Source organism: Streptomyces sp. NBC_00414 (assembly GCF_036038375.1).
Taxonomy (GTDB): domain Bacteria; phylum Actinomycetota; class Actinomycetes; order Streptomycetales; family Streptomycetaceae; genus Streptomyces.
This window is the reverse complement of record NZ_CP107935.1, coordinates 3504749-3526896: the sequence shown is the minus strand read 5'-3', so window position 1 is coordinate 3526896 and position 22148 is coordinate 3504749. Positions and strand designations below refer to the sequence as shown.

Sequence of the window (22148 nt, the reverse complement as noted above, 5' to 3'; positions counted from 1 at the left end):
ATGGAGAATGACACCCTTTTTGGTGGCTAACGGCCGGAACGCTTGCCAGGGAGCTTCACTGAAGCCCCCCGGCATGCACGGAAGTTGCCCATCTGGCTAGCCCTCGGACGGCTTGCCACCCGAACGGGTCGCACCGGCCGCCGCGCCCGCCTTGACGCCCCCGTCCTTGCCACTCGACGGCGTCTCAAAGGATTCCAACGCCTCCAGGACGTCCTGGACACGGGAGATCTCGGCATTGATGTCCTGCCGGCGGCGGACCAGCACCTCCAGCTCCCGCTTGCCCTCCTCGACCGCGGCCCGCGCCTCCCGCACCGCCTCGGATCTGATGCCCTCGGCCTCGGCGATGAGCGCGGCCTTCTTCTGCTCGGCCTCCTTGAGGAGCCCCTCCGCCTTCTTCACCGCGGCGATACGGACCTTGCTCGCCTCGGAATTGGCCTCCGACACGAGGTCCTTGGCCTTCGCCTCGGACTCCTTCAGCTGGTCCTCGGCGGCCCTGATCAGCGCGTCGCACCGATCGCCCGCCGCCTTCATCGTCTCGGCGGACTCCCGGCGGGCCCGGTCGTGCAGCTCCTCGATCTCACCGGTGATCCGGTCGCGCAGCTCCTCGGCACGCTCCCTTATGGCCGTCGCGTCCCGGCGCGCGCCGATCAGCAGCTCGTCGGCGTCCGTCCTGGCCCGCTCCACCCGGGAGTTGCCCTCGACCGTCGCCTCGGAGAGCAGCCGCTCCGCCTCGTTGCGCGCGGCGCCCACCATCGTGTCGGCCTGCGCCTCGGCGTCCGCGGTGGTCTTGTGCGCGCTCTGCTGCGACTCCGAGAGGAGCTTGTCCGCCTCGGCGGTCGTCTCCGTGATCAGCTTGTCGACCTGCTCGGCCGCCTCGGAACGCCGCTTGTTGGCCTCCTTGCGCGCCTTGTCCAGCGTGTCGTCGGCCTCGTCGCGGGCGTTCGACATGAGGCGGTCGGCCTCCGCGGCGGCCTCGGCCTTGAAGCGCTGCGCCTCCGACCGGATCCGCTCGGCGTGCTGCTGCGCGGAGCCGACCGTGTCGGCCGCCTCGGCGCGCAGCCGCTCCGCGTCGCCCGTCGCGTCCGAGATCAGCTTCTCGGCCTTCGCCACGGACTCGGCGCGGACGCGCTCCGCCTCCTGGTTCGTCTCCGCGGTGAGCCGCTCCACCTCGGCCGTCGTCTCGGTGATGAGGGTGTCCGCCTGCGTCGCCGCGTCCGACCGGATGCGGTTGGCGTCGTCCCGTGCCTCGGCCCGGGAACGCGAGGCGTCCTGCTCGGCCGACGCGATGGCGTCCGAAGCCTCCGTACGCGCCCGCTGCACATACTCCGAGGCGTCCGCACGCAGCCGCTCGGACTCCGCGATCGCCTCCGAGACCGTGCGCTCCGCCAGCGACTTGGCGGCCTCCGCCTCGCCCCGCGCCTCGCGCCGGATCCGGTTGCCGTCCTCGGTCGCCCGCTCCCGCTCCGCGTACGCGTCGGCGCGGACCCGGTCGGACTCCTCCTGCGCCTCGGTGCGCATGCGCTCCGCCACGTGCTCGGCGGCGCTGCGCAGGCCCGTGATCTCCTCCTGGGCCTGCTCGTGCAGCCCGGCCACGGCGTCGCGCACCTGCTGTGCGGTCTGCTCGGCGGCCGACACCATCTCGGTCGCCCGGCGGTCCGCCTCCTCGACCAGCCGTACGGCCTCGGTCTGGGCCTCCTCCACGCGGTTGCGCGCCGACGCGAGCAGCTCCTCGCTCTGCTCGCGGGCCCGCTCGCGCTCCTGGTCGGCCTCCTGGCGCGCGGCACCGAGGAGCTCCTCGGCCTCGCGGCGGCGCCTGGCCGCCTCCTCCTGGGCCGCGGACAGCGCCTCGGCGGCCTCGGTGGCCAGCCGCTCGGCGGCGGCCTGAGCCTCCGCCCGTACGCGGTCGGCGGTGTCCTGGGCCTCCGACTTCAGCCGCTCGGCCTCCGAGGCGGCGTCCGAACGCAGCCGTACGGCGATGGACTCGCCCTCGGCACGCGACGCGGAGGCGTCGGACGCGGCCTCGTCGCGCAGCCGCTCGGCCTCCTTCTCGGCCTGCGCCTGGAGCGTACGGATCCGCTCGGCGGCCTCGGCGCGCAGCCGGTCGATCTCCTCGGACGCCTCGCGGCGGATCCGCTCGGACTCGGCGCGGGCGTCTGTCAGCGCCTGCTCGGCGGAGGCGAGGCGCTCCTCGGCCTCCGCGTGCAGCCGGGTCAGCCCCTCGGCCGCCTCGGCCTGCCGGGCCGCTATGGCCCGCTCGGTCTCCTCGTGCAGTTCGCCGGCGGCCCGCTCGGCGTCCGCCTTGATCTCCTCGGACTGCTCGACGGCCTCCGTACGGTGCCGCTCGGCCTCCGCACGGGTGCGCTCCAGGGTCTCCTCGGCCTGACGGCGCAGCGTCGTCGCGCGCTCGATGGCCTCGGTACGGACCCGCTGGCTCTCCGTCGTGGCGTTCGACCGCAGCTCGTCCGCGTCGGCCTTCGCCTTGGACAGCAGCTCCTCGGCGGTCCTGGCCGCCTCCTCGATCTGCTGGACGGCCTCGCGCCGGGCCTCGGAGCGGATCCGCTCGCCCTCGGCGTTGGCGTCCGCGCGCAGCTGCTCGGCGTCGCCGCGCAGCCGGCGCGCCTCCTCCTGCAGCTCGACCGTCTTGGCGCGGTACTCCTTGGTGTCGTCCTTCGCCGTGCCCTTGAGCTGTTCGGCGATGTCGTGCGCCTCGGCGCGCAGCCGGTCCGCCTCGGCCTCGGCCTCGGCACGGATGCGCTCGGCCTCCTCGGAGGCGGCCTTGGTGGTGGTCTTGGCTTCCTCGGACGCCTTGTTCAGGACGTCCTCGGCGGTACGGGCCGCCTTGGCGAGCTGGGAGGCGGTCTCCTCGGCGGTGAGGCTGCGGGCGTTCTCCTCGGCCTCCGCGGTGATCTTCTCGGCCTTGGTGCGGGCGTCCGCGACGATCTGCTCGGCCTCGGCCTTGGTGGTCTCGGCCTCCTTGATGGCCTCGCCGACCAGCCGGGCGACCTGCTCCTTGGCCGTACGCGTGCGCTGCTCGTTCGCCGACTCCGAGCCGGCGAGCGTCTTGGCCGCGACCTCCTTGGCCTCGGCGAGGACCTTCTCCGCCTCGGCCCGCGCCTCGCGCAGTGCCGCCTCGGCCTCGTTGATGCGCTGCTCGGCGGAGCGGCTCAGCTCGCCGGCCTGGCGGCGGGCGTTGTCCGACTCGGACGCGGTCGAGCTGCGCAGCTGCTCGGCGTGCTCGGTGGCCTCCTGGGCCTGCGTCGAGGCCGCGTTCAGCAGCCGCTCGGCGTCGGTGCGGGCCCGGCGCAGCAGCGCCTCGGCCTCCGAGCGGGCCCGCTCGGCGTCGCTCTGCAGGCGCTGGCGGGTCTCGGCGGCCACCCGCTCGGCCTCGGCGCGGGCGGCGGCCAGGGCCTGCTCGGCCTCGCTGCGCGACTCGTCGACCAGCCGGCGGGCCTGCTGCTCGCTGCGGGCGCGCAGCTGCTCGGCCCACGCCACGTTCTCGTTGACGTGCGACTCGACGCTCTGCCGGCGCTCGGCCAGCTCCTGGTCGAGCTGCTGGCGGCGGGTGACCGCCTCCTGATGCAGCTCCGCCTGGAGACGGGCGGCCTGCTCCGCGTGCTCCTGGAGGATCCGCTGCGTCTGCGCGCGGGCCTGGCTCAGCTCCCGCTCGGCGTCCTGGCGCAGCGATTCGGCCTGGATCTGGGCATTACGGAGCATCTGCTCGGCCTGATAGCCGATGTCGGCGCTGTCGTAGGCAGGCCGGGTCGCCAGACTGCGGCGCGCCTCATGCAGCTTGGCGCGCAGCACCTCGACCTGATAGCCGAGGTCCTCGGCGTGCTGGACGGCCTTCTCCCGCTCGGTCTTCAGCCGTTCCATCTCGGCCTCGAACCGAGAGAGGTGGTCGACGTCAGCCGCCGGCTCTCGCTCCTGGCGTTCGTAGCCCCGCACTGCGCGGTCCCATCCGTCCCCTGGTCGCAAGTCTCTCCAAACGAGCACCGTCCATCCGCCGGACAGGGCCCCCGGGGAATGGTGTCAGATCAACGGCGGAGCACGGGCTGCTCCCCCGACGCTCGTCCCCCGAAACCTGGACCCCGGCCCTCGGATCCTGACGATGAGGACCCGGACCGCCCCGAAGAGGCGACGGCCGTGCCCAACCCTACCGGCCCAGATATACGGAGGTCAGTGCTCAGGTGACTCAACTGGCGCCGAAGTGACCAGTTCTGTCAGGACGCCATGGCAATCCTTCGGGTGCAGAAAGGTGATCCTGGAGCCCATCGAACCCTTGCGCGGCTCGTCGTACAGCACTCGTACGCCCTTCTCCCGGATGCCGGCCGCGTCCGCGTCCACGTCCGCCGTGCCGAAGGCGATGTGATGTACGCCCTCACCGTTCTTGGCCAGCCACTTTCCCACCGCGGAGTCCTCGCGGGTGGGCTCCAGGAGCTGGAGGTAGGAGGCGCCTCCGTCGGAGGTCTCATTGATCTTGAGCATGGCCTCGCGCACGCCCTGTTCCTCGTTGACCTCGGAGTGGAACACCTCGAAGCCGTACGTGGCCCGGTAGAACTCGACGGTCGCGTCGAGGTCGAAACAGGCGATCCCGATGTGGTCGATTCGCGTCAGCATGCTGTCAGTGCAGCGCTCCGACGGCGGTTACGCAACGTGCGCGCGATCACACGACGGGCCGGATGACGGCTGGCCTACCGCTCAGTACCTTCTTTGGTAAACCCTCGTTCACTCCTCGGCTGTGCAAGCTGGAAGGGGATCGCTCCTCATGTCTGGAACGAACAACACCACCTCCGTCATCGTTGCGGGTGCACGCACCCCGATGGGACGGCTGCTCGGCTCCCTGAAGTCATTTTCGGGAGCCGACCTCGGTGGATTCGCGATCAAGGCCGCCCTCGACCGTGCGGGCGTCGGCGGCGACCAGGTGCAGTACGTGATCATGGGCCAGGTGCTCCAGGCCGGGGCAGGGCAGATCCCGGCACGCCAGGCCGCCGTCAAGGCGGGCATCCCGATGAGCGTCCCGGCGCTCACGATCAACAAGGTGTGTCTGTCGGGCCTCGACGCCATCGCGCTCGCCGACCAGCTGATCCGCGCCGGTGAGTTCGACATCGTGGTCGCGGGTGGCCAGGAGTCGATGACCAACGCCCCCCACCTGCTGCCGAAGTCCCGTGAGGGCTACAAGTACGGCGCGATCGAGATGCTCGACGCGATGGCCCACGACGGGCTGACCGACGCCTTCGAGAACATCGCCATGGGCGAGTCGACCGAGAAGCACAACACGCGGCTCGGCATCCTGCGGCCCGAGCAGGACGAGATCGCCGCCCTGTCGCACCAGCGGGCCGCCGCCGCGCAGAAGAACGGCACCTTCGAGGCGGAGATCACGCCCGTCGAGATCCCGCAGCGCAAGGGCGACCCCGTCGTCTTCAGCCAGGACGAGGGCATCCGCGCGGAGACGACCTCCGAGTCGCTCGGCAGGCTGCGTTCCGCCTTCGCCAAGGACGGCACGATCACGGCGGGCTCGGCCTCGCAGATCTCCGACGGCGCGGCAGCCGTGGTCGTCATGAGCAAGGCCAAGGCCGAGGAGCTCGGGCTCGACTGGATCGCGGAGATCGGCGCCCACGGAAACGTCGCCGGACCCGACAACTCTTTGCAGTCGCAGCCGTCGAACGCCATCCAGCACGCGCTGAAGAAGGAGGGCATCGGCGTCGAGGATCTTGACCTGATCGAGATCAACGAGGCCTTCGCCGCCGTCGCGGTCCAGTCAATGAAGGATCTCGGCGTGTCCACGGAAAAGGTGAACGTCAACGGCGGCGCCATCGCCCTCGGCCACCCGATCGGCATGTCCGGCGCCCGGCTCGTACTGCACCTCGCCCTCGAACTGAAGCGGCGCGGCGGCGGTGTGGGCGCGGCGGCGCTCTGCGGTGGCGGCGGGCAGGGTGACGCACTGATCGTGCGGGTACCCAAGGCCTGACCCGGGGGTCGGTCGAATATTTGAACGCGTGATCGGGTGAACGGAGCTGTGATGCAGGACGTCGCCTCGCTGGTGGCCGGGGCCAGGGAGGGCCGGCCGCGGGCCGTGGCCCGGCTGATCTCGCTGGTGGAGGGGGCGTCCCCGCAACTGCGTGAGGTCATGGCCGCGCTGGCCCCGCTCACGGGCAACGCGTACGTCGTGGGCCTCACGGGGGCGCCCGGCGTCGGCAAGTCGACGTCCACGTCCGCGCTCGTCACCGCCTACCGGCGGCAGGGCAGACGGGTCGGCGTCCTCGCCGTCGACCCGTCGTCGCCGTTCTCCGGCGGGGCGCTGCTCGGCGACCGCGTCCGGATGTCGGACCACGCGTCGGACCCCGGCGTCTACATCCGCTCCATGGCGACCCGAGGGCACCTCGGCGGGCTCGCGTGGGCCGCGCCCCAGGCCATCCGGGTACTGGACGCGGCGGGCTGTGACGTCGTGCTCGTCGAGACCGTGGGCGTCGGCCAGTCCGAGGTCGAGGTCGCCTCGCAGGCCGACACGTCCGTGGTCCTCCTCGCGCCCGGCATGGGCGACGGCATCCAGGCGGCCAAGGCCGGAATCCTGGAGATCGGCGACGTGTACGTGGTCAACAAGGCCGACCGGGACGGGGCGGATGCCACGGCCCGTGAGCTGAACCACATGCTGGGGCTCGGCGAGTCCCGCCGGCCGGGGGACTGGCGGCCGCCCGTCGTGAAGACGGTGGCCTCGCGCGGGGAGGGCCTCGACGAGGTGGTCGAGGCACTGGAGAAGCACCGGGCGTGGATGGAGGAGCGGGGGGTGCTCGCCTCGCGGCGGGTCGCCCGCGCCTCCCGGGAGGTCGAGACGATCGCCGTCACGGCGCTGCGGGCCCGGATCGCCGACCTGCACGGCGACCGGCGCCTCAGCGCGCTCGCGGAGCGGATCGTGGCGGGCGACCTGGACCCGTACCGGGCGGCGGACTCCCTGGTGGAAGCCCTGGCGGAGAGCTGACTCCTGGGGCTGCGCCCCCAAGTCGGTGACGATGGGGGCCCCGGTCGAGTGAAGCCGAGACCGGGGGAGGGTAGGGGCGGCGGGGACGAGAAAATGCAGGTGGGGGCACCCGCTGCCGGGCACCCCTACCTGCAGGTGGAACCTGCGGTGGAAACGTCAGTCGTTGGTGCGGTCCGCCGTGATCTTGCCGGAGGCGGCGTCGACCCTCCAGTCGCTGCCGGTGCCGTTCGCCGCGGTGGTGTCGACCTCCCAGGCCTTGTCCGTGCCCTCCTCGTCGAGGTCGACGGAGGTCACCGTGCCCTTGGCGGCGCCGGCCTCGGCGGCCTCGGCGGCGGTGACGGAGCTGCCCTTCAGCGCGTCACGGATCTGCGCGGTCTCGGCGGCGTCGTCACCGTCGTCGTCCCGGTCGACGTGGGAGCCGACGACCTTGCCGGTGGCGGGGTCGACCTGCACGCTGTGCCAGGCGCCGCCGTTCGTGAGGATGTCCACGTCCCACACGTGCTTCGTGCCCTCGTCGTCCAGGTCGGCCGAGACCGCCGTGCCGGCCGTGTTCTTCAGCGCCGCCTTGATCGCGTCGGCGGCGTCGACCTTCGCGGCCTTGGCGTCGGTGGCGTTCTCGGCCTTGTCCTCGGCGTCCTCGCCGGTGTCCTTCGCGGCCCGGTCCTCGGCCGCGTCGGCCTTGTCCTCCGCCTTGTCGTCCGCGTCGTTGTCGTCCGTGTCGTTCGCATCGGCGTCGTCGTCGCGGCCGGTGTCGTCGTTCGACACCCGCACGTCGGACTTCTTCGTCGGCGCCTCGTCGTCACCCGAGACCGCGATGGCGGTCGCGGTGCCGCCGCCGATCAGGACAGCGGCCGTGACGGTGGCGATGACGATGTTGCGCTTCATGGGGATTCCTCCTGAATGCGACTGGCTGCAACCAGTAACGGATGGTGTCGCCGGTTGCAGGTGGCTTGTGTGCCTCGTCTGCTGTTCGACAGGACCCAAGGTGGTCGACCGACGCTGAAGCAGACCTGAAGCCTCCTGAAGGTCTCTTCAGGTTCGGTTTGCCAAGCTGGAGGCATGCGCCTGTTGATCGTGGAGGACGAAAAGCGGCTCGCCCTGTCGCTCGCCAAGGGCCTGACGGCCGAGGGGTACGCCGTGGACGTGGTCCACGACGGCCTGGAAGGGCTGCACATGGCGGGCGAGGGCTCGTACGACCTCGTCATCCTCGACATCATGCTGCCCGGGATGAACGGCTACCGCGTGTGCGGCGCCCTGCGCGCCGCGGGACACGACGTGCCGATCCTGATGCTCACCGCCAAGGACGGCGAGTACGACGAGGCGGAGGGCCTCGACACGGGTGCCGACGACTATCTGACCAAGCCGTTCTCGTACGTCGTCCTCGTCGCCCGGGTGAAGGCGCTGCTGCGGCGGCGCGGCCCGTCGGGCGGAGCCTCACCCGTGTACGAGGTCGGGAACCTGAAGGTCGACACCGCCTCCCGGCGGGTGTACCTCGCGGACGACGAGATCACCCTGACCACCAAGGAGTTCTCCGTCCTTGAGCAGCTCGCCGTGCGGGCCGGGGAGGTCGTGTCGAAGGCCGACATCCTGGAGCACGTCTGGGATTTCGCGTACGAGGGGGACCCGAACATCGTCGAGGTCTACATCAGCACCCTGCGCCGCAAGCTCGGCCCGGAGCTCATCAGGACCGTACGCGGGGCCGGGTACAGACTGGAGGTACGGGCATGAGGCGGCGCATGCGGTCGGTACGGGCCCGCGCCACCCTCGCCGCGACCCTCGTCGTCGCCGTGGCCCTGGTCGCGGCCGGCGCCGCCGTGCTGTTCGCGCTGCGGGCCAGCCTCATCAGCCAGGCGGACACCGAGGCCGACTCGGTGGCCCGCAACGCCGCCTCGGCGCTGTCGAACGGGTTCGCGTACAACGATCTCGACCTGCCGGACGGCGACGAGAACCCCGTCGAGGTCCTGGACCGCAAGGGCAAGGCCGTCGCCTTCGGCGAGGACGTCGAGGGCATGAGCGTGGTCGCCAAGGCCTCGGAGCGGCTGAACTCCGTCGCCAACGACGACGCCGGCGACACCGACGAGGGCGTGGCGGACGAGGAGGACGCCCTCGAAGCCGGCGACATCGCCGACGAGACCTGGTACGGCGAGGGCACCGCGACCGTCGAAGGGGAGACGGACGACTACCGGTTCGCCGCGGTCGACGTGGTCACGAAGGGGGGCGTCCCGCTCACCGTCTACGCGGGCGCCCCGCTCTCCGCCGAACAGGGCGCCGTCGGCACGGCGTTGACAGCCATGCTGATCGGCCTGCCCCTGCTGCTGGTGACGGTCAGCGGGGTGACGTACGTCGTCACCAAGCGGGCGCTGCGGCCCGTGGAGGGGATCCGTGCCGAGATGGCCGCCATCACGGCCTCCGAGGACCTCTCGCGACGAGTCCCCGAGCCCGGTACCCACGACGAGGTCGCCCGCCTCGCCCGGACGACGAACGAGACGCTCGCCGCCCTGGAGGCCTCGGTGGAGCGCCAGCGCGCGTTCGTCGCCGACGCCTCGCACGAACTGCGCAGCCCCATCGCCTCCCTGCGCACCCAGCTCGAAGTGGGCGCCGCGCACCCGGAGCTGCTCGACGTCGAGGGCGCCGTCGAGGACACCGTACGACTGCAGCGGCTCGCCGCCGACCTGCTGCTGCTCGCCCGGCTGGACGCGGGGGAGCGGTCGGCGGACGCACGCCTCGACCTGGCCGCGCTCGTCCGTACGGAGGCCGGGAAGCGGGCCGGGGACCGGGTCGACGTGTCCGTGGACGCGGAGGCCGTGGAAGTGAGCGGGTCCCGTGGTCAGCTGACGCGGGTGCTCGGCAATCTGCTGGACAACGCGCAGCGGCACACGCGGTCGACGGTCGCCGTGAGCGTGCGGCGCGTGGGGGAGTGGGCTCTCCTCGAAGTCGCCGACGACGGCGCGGGCGTGCCCGCGGATGAGCGTGAGCGGGTCTTCGAGCGGTTCGTGCGGCTCGACGAGGCCCGTACCCGGGACGACGGCGGGGCCGGGCTGGGGCTCGCCATCGCCCGGGACGTGGCCGTGCGGCACGGGGGGTCGCTCATCGTCCGGGAGGCGCCGGCGGGCGGAGCCCTGTTCGAGCTCCGCCTGCCAGTGGCCTGAGCGGCCCGCTGAAGCACGGCGATCGGTCTGCGGGCCGTTGGGGCTGGTCGCGCCGTTCCCCGCGCCCTCGAAAGACTGCGCCGTTCCCCGCGCCCCTATGGGGCGGGGGCGCGCTGCGTCACGGGCGGCCCCGCTGGCCCCTCAGGTGTTCCGCGATCGGGGTCAGGGACTTGTGGAGTTCCTCCAGTGCCTCCGGCGAGAGGAGGTCGATGAAGTGCCGCCGCACGGAACCCACGTGGTGGGGCGCGACCTTGCGCATCGTCTCCAGGCCGTGGTCCGTGAGCACCGCGTACAGCCCGCGGCGGTCGGACTCGCAGTTCTCACGCCGGACCAGGTCCGCGTTCTCCATGCGGGTGACCTGGTGCGAGAGGCGGCTCTTGGACTGGAGGGTGGCGGACGCGAGGTCGCTCATCCGCATCCGCACGCCCTCCGACTCGGAGAGGTTCACCAGGATCTCGTAGTCGTTCATCGTCAGGCCGAACGGTTGGAGGTCTCTTTCGAGCTGATACGTCAACAGCCTGTTGACCTCCAGGTGGGTGCGCCATGCGCACTGCTCCGCATCGGTCAGCCAGCGGGTGGCCGTCTCGGTCTCCATGAATGAAGTCTACCTAAAATGTTGAAAGGCGAACTAGTGAGGGTTGCGTGACGGCGCGCACACGTTCGACGTCACACTCTGCAGACTACCGCTCACAGCCCGAAGCGACGCTGGAGGTCCCCGAGCTGTCCGGGAAGGCGCGGTGTGCCGCCTTGCTGCCCCTGGTGACCTGGCACCCCGCCGCCACCGGGCACCCCCGGCTCGTTCGGCACCGCCCCCGCCGCCTGCTCCGCCATCAGTGCCTCGCTGGACTGCAGCAGCACCGTGCCGGCGCCCACGAACTCGAACTGGTGCTCCTCGCCGGAGGCCCCGCCGAGGCCCGTCATCGCACGTAGACCGCCCATCAGGCCCGTCATGTAGCCGTGGTCGTAGTGGTGGCAGGGCGAGGGGCAGTCGGCCCAGCCGACCAGAGCCTGCGGGTCGACCCGGATCGGGGGTTCCATGAACACCACCGGGCCGTTCGAGGCGGCGACGAACTTGCCCGTTCCGATGAGTGTCAGAAAGCCCGGCACGATCGACTGCTTGAGAGCGAGACTTGGCTGAAAAGCGAGGAGGTTGCCCGAGCGAATGGTCAGGTTGCCCTCCTCCAGGTCGAACGAATTCACGTCGAAGGCCCGGTCGGCGAGCAGCATCTTGCCCGAGCCGGACGCCACCACCCAGTCGCTGGCGTGCAACGGCGAATGGAAAGACGTGCGCACGAGGCGGTCGAGACGGCCGTGCCCGATGCCGTTGAACTCCATCGAGCCGTAGTAGGCGATCATCTTGCCCTTCTGCAGGAACCACTCGCTCCCCTTGAGCTCCACACAGAAGGTGTACGCGTTCACGTTGTCGTCGACCGGCAGTGTCGCCGGGTCGTGGATCACGGGGCCGGTGCCCGGGTGGGTGGTCACAGCTTCTCCTCCGACGCCTGCACGTACACCGCGCCACTGCCGCTCAGCTCCAGCTGGAAGGCCTCGCCCGAGCCGCGGCCCACCAGATCGCGCAGACCGAGCGCGCTGGACAGTTTGTTGCGGACGTCTCCGTGATGGGCGACGTACGCCTGCGGGTCGACGTGCACCGGGCGCTGCGGGCTGATCGGGACCTCGATGACCCCGCCGTGCGCCATGACGGCGACGCTGCCGTGACCCTTGAGGGTCGTGGTGAACAGGCCCTGACCCGTCACCTGGCCGCGCACCATGCCCATGACCCCGCCCTGCGAGCCCATGAACATCGTGCCCTGCGTCAGTGTGCCGTCGAAGGCCAGGAGCCGGTCCGCCTCCACGTACAGGGTGTCGCCGGTCAGGCCGATCACCTGGACGTGGTGGCCGCCGTGCCCGAACAGGACCGTGCCGGAGCCCTCCACGGTCATCAGGGGCGCCGCCTCACCGGCGGCCCGGCGGCCGATCATCGACATGATGCCGCCCTGGCCGCCCTGCACGTTGGGGGTGAAGGAGACCTCGCCCCGGTAGGCGAGCATCGCGCCGCGCTGGCTGAACAGCCGTTGGCCCGGCGCCACCGTGGCCTCGATCACCTTCGAGTTGATCTCGCGAAAGGGCATGTCACACGTCTCCCGCGATCGAGTTGCGCTCACTGGGCTGCACGTAGACGACTCCGTCGCCCTCGAAGCGGACCTGGAAGGCCTCGCCGCCGCCCTCACCCATGAACGTGCGGAACGTCACGCCCGACTGGAAGGACTGCCGCAGATCGCCCTGGTGCGCGATGTACGCGCCCGGGTCGACGGTGAGCGGGTACTGCGGGCTGACCCGCAGCACGACCGCCGGGCCGTCCGACATGATCGCCGCCTGGCCGTGTCCCTCGACGGTCGTCGTGAAGAGGCCGTTGCCCTGCGAGGCGCCCCTGAGGCCGGTGAAGGACGTCCCCGTACGGAGCCCCGAGTCGGTCGCGAGGAGATTGCTCGACTCGACGAAGAGTTTGTCGCCCCGGAGGTTCACCAGGTTGATCTCGCTGGCCCGGTCGGCGAACCAGCACGTCCCCTGGCCCTTCACCTCCATGAGGGTCATCTGTTCACCGGTGATCCGGCGCGTCACCATGCCGCGGACGCCCTCGCCGCCGCCGCTGAGTTTCTTGAAGGCCATCTGACCGTCGTACGCGACCATGGAGCCGTTCTTCGCCTTCACGGCGTCGCCGGTCATGTCGACGGCCAGCACCTTGCTGCCTTGGAGTCGGAACATCGCCACGAAGTGAAGGTAGCGGGCGGAAAGTCCCCCCAACAGGTCCTACGGGTGGAGAACGACCCGGACGGGTCCCCTAGGGGGTCTCGCTCCGGCCACGTCCCCGGCCCCGTCCCGCCCTCCTCCCGGCCCTGTCCCGGGACCCCTGGGCCGTCTCCCACGGCCCCAATGCCACAATGGGCGAACGTTTGTGCTCGCATTCACAAAGCCGCTGTTCCCAGGCGTCCGCACCCGGTGCCGGCGTCTCTCCCACCGAAGGTGACCCGTGGACATCAAGACCGCCTCCGCCCTCCGCCGCCTCCGTCTGGTCTCCGGTCCGGAGGCCGTCTCGTTCCTGCTGCTGCTCATCTGCTCCGTGCTGAAGCGGACCACGGACTTCAACGCGGTGCCGGTGATGGGCATGGTCCACGGCATCCTCTTCGTCCTGTACGTGATCTTCTGGGCCGATGCCTGGAACCGGGCCAAGTGGGGTCCGAAGACCGCGGCCCTCTACTTCGTCCTCTCCGTGCTGCCGACCGGCGGGTTCTTCGCCGAGCGCAAGCTCAAGGGTGAGGCCGAGCGTGCGGTCATCGCGTCCCGCGCGCGCAGCGAAGGGATCGTGGGCGCATGATCGTCGCCTTTTCCGTGACGCCGCTGGGGGTCGGCGAGGACGTGGGGGAGTACGTCGCCGACGCGGTGCGGGTCGTTCGGGAGTCGGGGCTGCCGAACCGGACGGACGCGATGTTCACGTCCGTGGAGGGGGAGTGGGACGAGGTCATGGACGTCGTCCGGCGGGCCGTGGCCGCCGTCGAGGCGCGGGCGCCTCGGGTGTCGCTCGTCCTGAAGGCGGACATCCGCCCCGGCGTCACGGACGGACTCACGTCCAAGGTGACCACGGTGGAACGCCACCTGTCCGCATGACGCCCGTCGGCCCAGGCCCGTGAGGGTTTGCGCAGTTCCCCGCGCCCCTGAGGGGCGTGTGCTGCCGGTCGAGTGTCGTCTGAACCCCGGCGGGGGTCGGCCGCGCAGTTCCCCGCACCCCTGACGGGGCGATCCGCCCGCTTCCAGGGGCGCGGGGAACTGCGCGCTCAGCCACGTGCGACCCGCACCTGCCCACCGGGCACCGGGGAGCGCCCCGAACCGCCCGACCGCCGGAGGCGCACGCACACCCACCTGGACCCCCTCCGTTCGACACGCCGAGTAAATGCCACTTTTGTGTGGGTATCGGCTTGTTCGATCACTGGAGGGCGCTGTGCGGCCGGAGGGCTACGACTACGACACCCACAGCAGGCTGGCCGGACCGCTCACGGAGCCGTCCGGCTCGGCCTACCGGGTCCAGTACACCAAGCTCCTGTCGAGCGAGCCGCACCGAATAAGAGCCGTCCTGCTCATGACGCTCGCCCCGGTGCTCACGGCCCTGCTGCTGGTCTACCTGGTGTGGCCCACCCACTGGGTGTCCCGCGAGGGCGGCGCCCGCTGGCTGGTCGGGCTCGACATCACGATGCTCGTGGCGATCGGCCTCATCGAGCTCTTCATGGTCGTCAACGTCGTGTCGATCGCCCACGCGACGATGGTGGCCAGGGATCCGGTCCCCGTCACCCCTGCCAGGGGCACCCGGGTCGCCTTCCTGACCACGTTCGTCCCCGGCAAGGAACCGCTCTCGATGGTCCGCGCCACCCTCGAAGGGGCCGTCAAGGTCACCCACACAGGCCCGTTGGACGTCTGGCTCCTCGACGAGGGCGACGACGAGCGGGCCAAGGCCCTCTGCGAGGAACTCGGCGTGCGGCACTTCACGCGGCACGGCGTCCCCGAGTGGAACAGGCCCAAGGGCGTCCACAAGATCCGTACCAAGCACGGCAACTACAACGCGTGGATCGCGATGCACGGCGGCGAGTACGACTACTTCGCCTCCGTCGACACGGACCACGTGCCGCTCCCGGAGTTCCTGGAACGGATGATGGGCTACTTCCGCGACCCGGACGTCGCCTTCGTCGTCGGCCCGCAGGTGTACGGCAACTACACCACCCCCGTCACCAAGGCGGCCGAGTCCCAGCAGTTCCTCTTCCACGCCCTGATCCAGCGCGCCGGCAACCGCTACCGCGCACCCATGTTCGTCGGCACCAACAACGTCGTACGGATCGCGGCCGTCAGACAGGTCGGCGGCCTGTACGACTCCATCACCGAGGACATGGCCACCGGCTTCGAGATGCACCGGCACAAGAACCCGAGGACCGGTCACCACTGGGAGTCCGTCTACACCCCTGACGTGCTCGCCGTCGGTGAGGGCCCCGCCTCCTGGACGGACTTCTTCACCCAGCAGATGCGCTGGTCGCGCGGCACCTACGAGACGCTGTTCAAGCAGTACTGGAAAGCACCCTTCACGATGCCTGCCGGCCGGCTCTTCTCGTACACGCTGATGCTCGTCTACTACCCGATGACGGCCGTCAACTGGCTGCTGGGGATCTTGAGTTGCGTCCTGTTCCTGTGCTTCGGAGCGTCCGGCACACAGGTCTCGGCCTCCATGTGGCTGATGCTCTACAGCGATGCAGCCGCCCTGCAGGTCGGCCTGTACCTGTGGAACCGGCGGCACAACGTCTCCCCGCACGAGCCGGAGGGCTCGGGAGGTCTGGCGGGCATGGCGATGTCGGCCCTCTCGGCGCCGATCTACCTCAAGTCCCTGGGCGCGGCCCTGGTCCGCCGTCCCAGCCGCTTCGTCATCACCCCCAAGGGCGGCGACACCAGCCCCGACCGGTTCGTGACCTTCCGTATCCATCTCTTCTGGGCGGCGGTCCTGGCCTCGTCACTGGTCGCGTCGTTCGTGCTCGACCACACCCACGCGGCCATGCGCACCTGGGCGGTGCTCGCGCTGGCCATCTCCCTCGCCCCGGTGGCCGTGTGGACCGCCACCCGGGCCAGGGCACGCAGGGCCGAGCGGCGCCTGGTGCCCGCCGTCCGGATCGGCGAGGCCGCCGAGCCCGCCCCGGCGCTCGCGGGCAGCACGGGCGGCGCGGTCCCCAGCGGCTCGCTCCCCGCCGGAACGGTCTCCAGCAGTACGACAGGAGGTAGCTAGGCCATGGCCCACCGGCCCCTGAACAAGACGTCCCTGAAGGCGCCCCTGAAGAGGACGCTGTCGAAGAAGGCACAGAAGCGGCTGCTCGGCGTCGGCGGCGTCGCGCTGCTCGCCGGACTCAACGCGCCGGCCGCCATCGGCTTCGCTTCGAAGGAGTACCACGAGTACAAGATCGCCCAGCCCGGCTACAAGGCGAAGTACGGCTCGTGGAAGCAGCTGGCCATCCCCGAGGAGTTCCGCACCAACGCCATCCACGCGGCGCTCCTGCACACCGGCAAGGTGCTGATCGTCGCGGGCTCCGGCAACGAGCAGAAGAAGTTCGACAAGGGTTCCTTCGACACCGTCCTGTGGGACCCGCGGACCGACACCTTCAAGAAGATCCCCACACCGGCCGACTTCTTCTGCGCCGGACACGCCCAACTGCCCAGCGGCCGGATGCTCGTGGCCGGCGGCACGGCCCGCTACGAACTGCTCGACGGCGAGGTCGAGCGGGCCGGCGGTGGCATGCGGGTGAAGAACGAGAACCCGGACAAGCCCATCGTCCTCAAGAAGGGCACCCGCTTCCGCTCGCCCTCCGGCGTCGAGTACGTCAGCCGCTTCGACGTCACCGTGCCCAAGGCCAAGCGCACCCAGGAGATCACCTACAACAGGGCAGGCGTCATGCAGCCCTGGAAGACGAAGGTCAAGGCGAGCGAGAGCCGGGTCTTCGTCGAGGCCACCGAGGACGGCCCGGCGCCGGTCACGGACAAGCGCGCCCAGTACGAGATCCTCGGCCTCAAGGGCAAGGACGCCGACAACACGTACGGCCTCTCCGAGAAGATCACCATGGAGAAGCAGGACTTCCAGGGGATCAAGGCCGCCTACGAGTTCGACCCGACGGCGGAGAAGTACGTGCCCGTCGAGCCGATGGACAAGGCCCGCTGGTATCCGACGCTCGTCGGGCTCCAGGACGGGAAGGTGCTCGCGGTCTCCGGGCTCGACGACGTCGGAGTGATCGACCCCGGCGACAACGAGATCTACGACCCGAGGACCAGGAAGTGGACTCCGGGCCCCCACCGCTACTTCCCCACCTATCCGGCCCTCTTCCTCACCAAGGGCGGCAAGCTCTTCTACCCCGCCTCGAACGCCGGTTACGGGCCGGCCGACCTCGGCCGCGACGCGGGTCTGTGGGACCTGAAGACCAACAAGTTCCAGAAGGTGCCCGGTCTGAGCGACCCGGACGAGACGGAGACCTCGACCTCGCTCCTGCTGCCGCCCGCCCAGGACCAGAAGGTGATGATCCTCGGCGGCGGAGGGGTCGGCGAGTCCAAGAAGTCGACCTCGCGCACGGCCGTCGTCGACCTCAAGAAGGCGAACCCCGCCTTCGAGGACGGCCCCGACCTGCCGCAGGGCACCCGCTATCTGAACAGCGTGATCATGCCGGACGACTCGGTGTTCACGTCCAACGGCGCGAAGGACTACCGCGGGCGCGGCGCCAGCAACATCCACAAGGCGCAGTTCTACGACCCGAAGTCCAACTCCTTCCGCTCGGCCGCCTCGCCGAAGGTCGGCCGCAACTACCACTCCGAGGCGCTCCTGCTGCCCGACGGCCGGATCGCCACCTTCGGCTCCGACCCGCTCTTCGACGACCAGCAGAACACCAAGCTCGGTCACTTCGAGCAGCGCATGGAGATCTTCACCCCGCCCGCCCTGCACAAGAACGGCAAGAGCCGGCCCGTTCTCGGCGACGGACCGCAGGAGGTGGACGGCGAGGGCCGCGCCACCTTCGCGACCCGGCATCCGGAACAGGTCGTGAACGCCCGGCTGATGCGGCCCAGCGCGGTCACGCACACGACGGACGTCGAGCAGCGGTCCATCGCGCTGGGGATCACCAGGTCCAAGGACTCGGTGACCGTGGACGTACCGAAGGACCGGACGCTGGTGCCGCCCGGCTGGTACATGCTGTTCGTGTCGGACGCCGACGGGACGCCGTCCGAGGCGAAGTGGGTCCAGGTCAAGTGACGCGCGGCCCGCGACTCCCCGGGGGCCTGCCGGCTCAATGCCCCTTGGAGTTGCGGGCCAGGCCCAGGGCGTAGTCCGCCCACCACTGGCCGGCCGCGGGGCCGCCGCGGCACTGGCCGTCCGACTCCCCGGGCCGCTTGATCCACAGGTACGCGTCCACGACCGGGTCGCCGGTGTCGGTGGTGGGCGGGGTGCCGAGCGCCCGGCCCGGCGGGTTGCACCAGGCCTGGGAACGGTCGCCGCCCAGCGGGCCGTTGCCGTTGCGGCTGGTGTCGATGACGAAGTGCTTGCCGCCGAGGGCTGCCGAGAGGCGGCGGCCGTACTGCTTGGTGATCGCGTCCGTCTGGAAGTTGGAGACGTTCAGGGCGAATCCGTCGGCGTTCGCGACCCCGGCCCGCCCGAGGGGTTCCACGAGCTTGTCCGGCTCGCGGATCCAGTCCGGGTTGCCCGCGTCCAGGTACACCTTCGTGTTCGGCTGCCGCTTCAGCCGCACGATCGCCTCGGAGAGCAACCGCTCGCGCTGCGCGTGGTACTCGACCGGTGTGCAGCCGTCCACGATGTGCGCGACCGCGTCGGGCTCCAGCACGACCAGCGCGGCACTGTCGCCCAGGGCCCGCGCGAACCGGTCGATCCAGTCCCGGTAGGCGTCGCCGTCGCGCGCCCCGCCCGCCGAGTGCTGACCGCAGTCGCGGTGCGGGATGTCGTACGCGACGAACACGGGTGTACGCCCTTCCCCGGCCGCCGCCCCGGTCGCCTCCCTGATCCTCGGTTCGGGGCGGTCGCCGGCCGGCCACAGCGCCGCGGGCCGGTCCGCGATGCGCTTGAGCAGCCGGGCGTCGTGCCCCCGGCCCTGCCGCTCCCACGCCCGGGCCTGCCGGGCGGCGGGGCTCTGCGGGTCGATCCAGAACGGGGAGCCCGCGGCGGGTTTCGGCTGCGCCCCGGTCTGCCGGGCGAGGGCGGCCGGGTCGGCCCCGGACGGGGACGAGCAGCCCGTCGCGAGTCCCAGCGCGGCGAACGCGGCGAGCGCCGCGAAGGTACGGGTACGGACACGGGTACGGGTCGGCCGGAACATCCTGCCCCCTTGGGCGAAGGTGACCGTCAGTGACGGTTTTCCGGCCATCGTGACATAAGGGATCTATCGGGCAACGGTGCGACACCGCGACCCGCTCGTCCCCGTTCCTGTCGGCGTTGCCTGCCGAGCTGTCAGGCCCCGCCCGAGGCCAGGGCGATGCCGAGCGGCGTCCTCTCGTACAGCACCTGGTGTCCGTAGCGGTGCGAGACGAGCAGGCCCGCGTCGCGCAGCGTCGACAGGTGCGCGGAGACGGACGAGGGCGCGAGGCCGAGGCGGTGCGCGAGGGCCGTGGTGGCGGTCGGTTCCTCCAGGGCGGCCAGCACGGTGGCCCGCCCCCGGCCGAGCAGCCGCACCAGGGCTTCGGGCGTACGGCCGGACGGCTCGGCCCACAGGCCCCCGATGCCGCGCGCGGGATAGACCAGCGCCGGCTGCCAGGGCGGGTCGAAGCCGCTCACCACGTCCGGCCAGGTGAAGACACTGGGCATCAGGACCAGTCCCCGGCCGCCCAGTTCGCGTACGTGCTCTCCCCGCGAGTTGACCGTGAGCCTGCCCGCGTCCCAGGCGACCCGCCGGTCCAGTTCGGGCAGCAGTCCGGCGAGACCCACCTCGGCCAGGCGACGGGAGTGGAAGGCGATGTCGGCCTCCAGAAGGGCCCGGAGCCTCGGCCAGGAGGGTTCCACGAGGGTGTGCCAGGCCGCCTCCATCGTGTCCGCCAGCTCCCGCACGGCGCGGGCGGGGTCGGCGAGCAGCGACCGGCCGGCCGGGGACTCGGCGGCGCCCGGGGTGTCCGCGAGGGACAGCGCGAGCTCGGCCCGCGCGACCTCGGGATCCGTGGCGCGCACGGCGGCGATCTCCTCCTCGAACGTGGCCGCGGGCCCGATCGGCGGCGGCATCAGGCAGTCCGGGCTGTTCCCGCGCTGCGGCATCAGCAGCCACAGGGGCTCCAGGTCCAGCGTGTCCGCCGCCGAGCGGATGCGGCGCAGCCACGCCGGGTGATAGCCCTGCCGTTCCGGGCGCCGCAAGGTGCGTACCGCCTCGTGGGTCTCCCACAGGGGCGACAGCGCGAAACGGCAGTTGAGAAGGTCGTCCTCCCCGAAGTGGAGGTGGTACGGCATCACGCCTCCCGGTGCCTCGGCGAACTTCGACCGCGAAGATTCGGCCCCTGCCGAAACTCTAGGGCGTCCGGCACGGCCGCGCGACGCTGCTGCCCATGCCAGAAGAAACACAGACCGCGACGACGGCACCGGAGCCGCACTCCGTCGGCAAACCCTCGGTCGACGCGCGGGGGAGCGGGTACCGCAGGGCCTTCGCCGTCGGGGAGTTCCGGGTCGTCTTCGCCGCGCACGCCCTGTCGCTGCTGGGCGTCGTCGTCAGCGAGATCGCCCTGACCGTCCTCGTGTACGAGCTGACGGGATCGCCGCTGCTCAGCGCGCTGGCCTTCGCGCTGGGCTTCCTGCCGTACCTCGTGGGCGGGACGCTGCTGTCCGGAGTGGCCGACCGGTTCCCGGCCCGCCGGGTGCTCGTCGTGTGCGACCTCGTGTGCGCCGGATGCGCGGCGCTGATGGCCCTGCCCGCCACCCCCGTCGCCGCGCTGCTCGCGCTGCGGTGCGCCATCGCGGCCGTCTCGCCGGTGTTCAGCGGCACCCGGATGGCCACACTGACCGAGATCCTCGGGGACGGCGACCTGTTCGTGCTCGGCCGCTCCCTGCTGCGGATCGTGTCGCAGAGCGCCGTGCTCGTCGGTTTCGGCCTGGGCGGTGTCCTGCTGGCCTTCGTGCCGCCGCGCGGGGCGCTGGTCATCACCTTCGGCACCTTCCTCGCCTCGGCGCTGCTCCTGCGCCTGGGCACCCGGCGCAGGCCCGCGCGGACCGGCGGCGGACCGCTGATGCGGTACTCGCTCGCCGGCACCCGGCAGGTCCTCGGCGACCGCCGGATCCGGGCGCTGCTGCTCCTGCTCTGGGTGCCGCCGATGTTCGTCGTCGCGCCGGAGGCCCTCGCCGCCGCGTACGCGGACGAGATCGGGGTCGGCACGGCCTGGGTCGGGCTGCTGATGTGCGCGATGCCCATCGGCACGATCGCCGGAGAGCTGTACGCGGGCGCCGCCCTGTCTCCCGCGACCCGCTCCCGGATCGTGCTGCCCCTCGCGGGCTGCGGACTGCTGCCGCTCCTCGCCTACCCCTTCCACCCGGACCTCGGCTGGATCCTGCTCGCGCTGCTGGTCGCCGGGGCGACGGGCGCGTACACCCTGGGGCTCGACCGCTGGTTCGTGGACGCCGTGCCCGGGGAACTGCGCGGGCGGGCCATGACCGTGCACACGGCCGGGCTGATGACCATTCAGGGCGTGGGCATGGCGCTGGCCGGGGCGGCCGCCGAGTTCTGGCCGGTCAGCACGGTCGTGGGCGGGGTCGGCGTGCTCGGCACGGTGTGCTGCCTGCTCCTGGCGGCGGAGGTACGGCGAACGGGCAGGACCGCGGGGGAGGCGGAGGGGAAGGCCGAGGAGAAGGCTGCGAAGAAGAGTGCGGAAGCAGGGTGAGGAAGAAGGGTGAGGAAGCGGGCGAATACCGAAAGGCGAGACGGGGCTGACCACGATATGACCGGCCGGTAGGGTCTTTGCCGTGCCGAAGCCGCTCAGCCTTGCCTTCGATCCCATCGCCCGAGCCGACGAACTCTGGAAACAGCGCTGGGGGTCCGTGCCGTCCATGGGCGCGATCACCTCGATCATGCGCGCCCACCAGATTCTCCTCGCCGAGGTCGACGCGGTGGTCAAGCCGTACGGACTGACGTTCGCCCGGTACGAGGCGCTGGTGCTGCTCACCTTCTCCAAGGCCGGCGAGCTGCCGATGTCCAAGATCGGCGAGCGGCTCATGGTGCATCCGACGTCCGTGACGAACACCGTGGACCGGCTCGTACGGTCCGGGCTCGTCGACAAACGGCCCAACCCCAACGACGGACGCGGCACCCTCGCCTCCATCACCGACAAGGGGCGCGAGGCCTGTGACGCGGCCACCCGCGACCTGATGGCGATGGACTTCGGCCTCGGTGTGTACGACGCCGAGGAGTGCCAGGAGATCTTCGCGATGCTGCGGCCGCTGAGGGTGGCCGCGCACGACTTCGACGAGGAGTGACCCGCGGGGC

19 protein-coding genes are annotated in these 22148 nt (G+C 71.1%); 10 read left to right on the top strand and 9 right to left on the bottom strand.

All coding sequences use genetic code 11. The features are described from left to right. Window positions 1–96: 96 nt before the first annotated feature. Together scy and mce are read right to left on the bottom strand one after the other, a co-directional pair. Window positions 97–3945, bottom strand: coding sequence for a polarized growth protein Scy (scy, locus tag OHS59_RS14940; protein ID WP_328493890.1), 3849 nt, complete (start codon window positions 3943–3945; stop codon window positions 97–99). A gap of 231 nt (window positions 3946–4176) precedes the next feature. After that, window positions 4177–4617: a methylmalonyl-CoA epimerase gene (gene mce, locus OHS59_RS14935; protein ID WP_328493889.1), complete on the bottom strand. Its 441-nt coding sequence runs from the start codon at window positions 4615–4617 to the stop codon at window positions 4177–4179. Window positions 4618–4765: 148 nt separating this feature from the next. Here mce and OHS59_RS14930 point away from each other — a divergent pair, with 148 nt between their 5' ends. Continuing rightward, on the top strand, window positions 4766–5968 hold the full coding sequence (locus OHS59_RS14930) for an acetyl-CoA C-acetyltransferase (protein ID WP_328493888.1): 1203 nt from the start codon (window positions 4766–4768) through the stop codon (window positions 5966–5968). Window positions 5969–6019: 51 nt separating this feature from the next. Next, window positions 6020–6976 carry a methylmalonyl Co-A mutase-associated GTPase MeaB gene (gene meaB / locus OHS59_RS14925; RefSeq protein WP_328493887.1) on the top strand — a complete coding sequence of 319 codons (957 nt, stop codon included), beginning with the start codon at window positions 6020–6022 and terminating at the stop codon, window positions 6974–6976. Window positions 6977–7132: 156 nt separating this feature from the next. Here meaB and OHS59_RS14920 read toward each other — a convergent pair whose 3' ends face one another. After that, entirely contained in the window at window positions 7133–7861 is a 729-nt protein-coding gene (locus tag OHS59_RS14920; RefSeq protein ID WP_328493886.1) for a PepSY domain-containing protein, read from the bottom strand. A gap of 174 nt (window positions 7862–8035) precedes the next feature. Here OHS59_RS14920 and OHS59_RS14915 point away from each other — a divergent pair, with 174 nt between their 5' ends. Together OHS59_RS14915 and OHS59_RS14910 are read left to right on the top strand one after the other, a co-directional pair. After that, complete coding sequence (locus OHS59_RS14915; RefSeq protein WP_328493885.1) at window positions 8036–8704, top strand: response regulator transcription factor; 669 nt, start codon at window positions 8036–8038, stop codon at window positions 8702–8704. Continuing rightward, complete coding sequence (locus OHS59_RS14910) at window positions 8701–10125, top strand: HAMP domain-containing sensor histidine kinase (RefSeq protein WP_328493884.1); 1425 nt, start codon at window positions 8701–8703, stop codon at window positions 10123–10125. The genes OHS59_RS14915 and OHS59_RS14910 overlap by 4 nt, the downstream gene beginning before the upstream one ends. A 118-nt stretch (window positions 10126–10243) precedes the next feature. Here OHS59_RS14910 and OHS59_RS14905 read toward each other — a convergent pair whose 3' ends face one another. From OHS59_RS14905 to OHS59_RS14890, 4 genes are all read right to left on the bottom strand, one after another. Further along, window positions 10244–10720 (bottom strand): MarR family winged helix-turn-helix transcriptional regulator, encoded by a 477-nt coding sequence (locus tag OHS59_RS14905; RefSeq protein WP_328493883.1) that lies wholly within the window; start codon window positions 10718–10720, stop codon window positions 10244–10246. 92 nt (window positions 10721–10812) lie between these two features. After that, on the bottom strand, window positions 10813–11610 hold the full coding sequence (locus OHS59_RS14900; protein WP_328493882.1) for an AIM24 family protein: 798 nt from the start codon (window positions 11608–11610) through the stop codon (window positions 10813–10815). After that, a complete protein-coding gene (locus tag OHS59_RS14895) occupies window positions 11607–12257 on the bottom strand; it encodes an AIM24 family protein (RefSeq protein ID WP_328493881.1) in 651 nt (216 codons plus the stop codon). Before OHS59_RS14895 ends, OHS59_RS14900 begins: the two co-directional genes overlap by 4 nt. Before the next feature lies 1 nt (window position 12258). After that, window positions 12259–12891: an AIM24 family protein gene (locus OHS59_RS14890; protein WP_328499211.1), complete on the bottom strand. Its 633-nt coding sequence runs from the start codon at window positions 12889–12891 to the stop codon at window positions 12259–12261. A 265-nt stretch (window positions 12892–13156) separates the two neighbouring features. On the opposite strand from OHS59_RS14890, the gene OHS59_RS14885 reads away from it, so the two are divergent. From OHS59_RS14885 to OHS59_RS14870, 4 genes are all read left to right on the top strand, one after another. Further along, window positions 13157–13501, top strand: a complete 345-nt coding sequence (locus OHS59_RS14885) for a DUF3817 domain-containing protein (RefSeq protein WP_328493880.1) — start codon at window positions 13157–13159, stop codon at window positions 13499–13501. Further along, window positions 13498–13791 (top strand): MTH1187 family thiamine-binding protein, encoded by a 294-nt coding sequence (locus OHS59_RS14880; protein ID WP_328493879.1) that lies wholly within the window; start codon window positions 13498–13500, stop codon window positions 13789–13791. The genes OHS59_RS14885 and OHS59_RS14880 overlap by 4 nt, the downstream gene beginning before the upstream one ends. Window positions 13792–14122: 331 nt before the next feature. Continuing rightward, complete coding sequence (locus OHS59_RS14875; RefSeq protein ID WP_328493878.1) at window positions 14123–15940, top strand: glycosyltransferase family 2 protein; 1818 nt, start codon at window positions 14123–14125, stop codon at window positions 15938–15940. A gap of 3 nt (window positions 15941–15943) precedes the next feature. After that, window positions 15944–17941: a kelch motif-containing protein gene (locus tag OHS59_RS14870; RefSeq protein ID WP_328493877.1), complete on the top strand. Its 1998-nt coding sequence runs from the start codon at window positions 15944–15946 to the stop codon at window positions 17939–17941. 34 nt (window positions 17942–17975) lie between these two features. Here the strand turns inward: OHS59_RS14870 and OHS59_RS14865 are convergent, their stop codons facing one another. Both OHS59_RS14865 and OHS59_RS14860 read right to left on the bottom strand, forming a co-directional pair. Beyond that, the gene (locus OHS59_RS14865) at window positions 17976–19013 is read right to left on the bottom strand and encodes a glycoside hydrolase family 6 protein (protein WP_328493876.1); all 1038 of its coding nucleotides are present in this window, start codon (window positions 19011–19013) and stop codon (window positions 17976–17978) included. Window positions 19014–19144: 131 nt separating this feature from the next. Next, a complete protein-coding gene (locus OHS59_RS14860) occupies window positions 19145–20128 on the bottom strand; it encodes an ArsR/SmtB family transcription factor (protein ID WP_328493875.1) in 984 nt (327 codons plus the stop codon). Window positions 20129–20223: 95 nt separating this feature from the next. On the opposite strand from OHS59_RS14860, the gene OHS59_RS14855 reads away from it, so the two are divergent. Together OHS59_RS14855 and OHS59_RS14850 are read left to right on the top strand one after the other, a co-directional pair. Next, window positions 20224–21546 carry an MFS transporter gene (locus tag OHS59_RS14855; RefSeq protein ID WP_328493874.1) on the top strand — a complete coding sequence of 441 codons (1323 nt, stop codon included), beginning with the start codon at window positions 20224–20226 and terminating at the stop codon, window positions 21544–21546. 82 nt (window positions 21547–21628) lie between these two features. After that, a complete protein-coding gene (locus OHS59_RS14850; protein ID WP_328493873.1) occupies window positions 21629–22138 on the top strand; it encodes a MarR family winged helix-turn-helix transcriptional regulator in 510 nt (169 codons plus the stop codon). The last annotated feature ends 10 nt before the right edge of the window (window positions 22139–22148 follow it).

Coding starts and splice junctions, on each gene's coding strand:
- mce (WP_328493889.1), bottom strand. CDS start 4,617: ATGCTGACGCGAATCGACCACATCGGGATCGCCTGTTTCGACCTCGAC.
- OHS59_RS14930 (WP_328493888.1), top strand. CDS start 4,766: ATGTCTGGAACGAACAACACCACCTCCGTCATCGTTGCGGGTGCACGC.
- meaB (WP_328493887.1), top strand. CDS start 6,020: ATGCAGGACGTCGCCTCGCTGGTGGCCGGGGCCAGGGAGGGCCGGCCG.
- OHS59_RS14920 (WP_328493886.1), bottom strand. CDS start 7,861: ATGAAGCGCAACATCGTCATCGCCACCGTCACGGCCGCTGTCCTGATC.
- OHS59_RS14915 (WP_328493885.1), top strand. CDS start 8,036: ATGCGCCTGTTGATCGTGGAGGACGAAAAGCGGCTCGCCCTGTCGCTC.
- OHS59_RS14910 (WP_328493884.1), top strand. CDS start 8,701: ATGAGGCGGCGCATGCGGTCGGTACGGGCCCGCGCCACCCTCGCCGCG.
- OHS59_RS14905 (WP_328493883.1), bottom strand. CDS start 10,720: ATGGAGACCGAGACGGCCACCCGCTGGCTGACCGATGCGGAGCAGTGC.
- OHS59_RS14895 (WP_328493881.1), bottom strand. CDS start 12,257: ATGCCCTTTCGCGAGATCAACTCGAAGGTGATCGAGGCCACGGTGGCG.
- OHS59_RS14890 (WP_328499211.1), bottom strand. CDS start 12,891: ATGTTCCGACTCCAAGGCAGCAAGGTGCTGGCCGTCGACATGACCGGC.
- OHS59_RS14880 (WP_328493879.1), top strand. CDS start 13,498: ATGATCGTCGCCTTTTCCGTGACGCCGCTGGGGGTCGGCGAGGACGTG.
- OHS59_RS14870 (WP_328493877.1), top strand. CDS start 15,944: ATGGCCCACCGGCCCCTGAACAAGACGTCCCTGAAGGCGCCCCTGAAG.
- OHS59_RS14865 (WP_328493876.1), bottom strand. CDS start 19,013: ATGTTCCGGCCGACCCGTACCCGTGTCCGTACCCGTACCTTCGCGGCG.
- OHS59_RS14860 (WP_328493875.1), bottom strand. CDS start 20,128: ATGCCGTACCACCTCCACTTCGGGGAGGACGACCTTCTCAACTGCCGT.
- OHS59_RS14855 (WP_328493874.1), top strand. CDS start 20,224: ATGCCAGAAGAAACACAGACCGCGACGACGGCACCGGAGCCGCACTCC.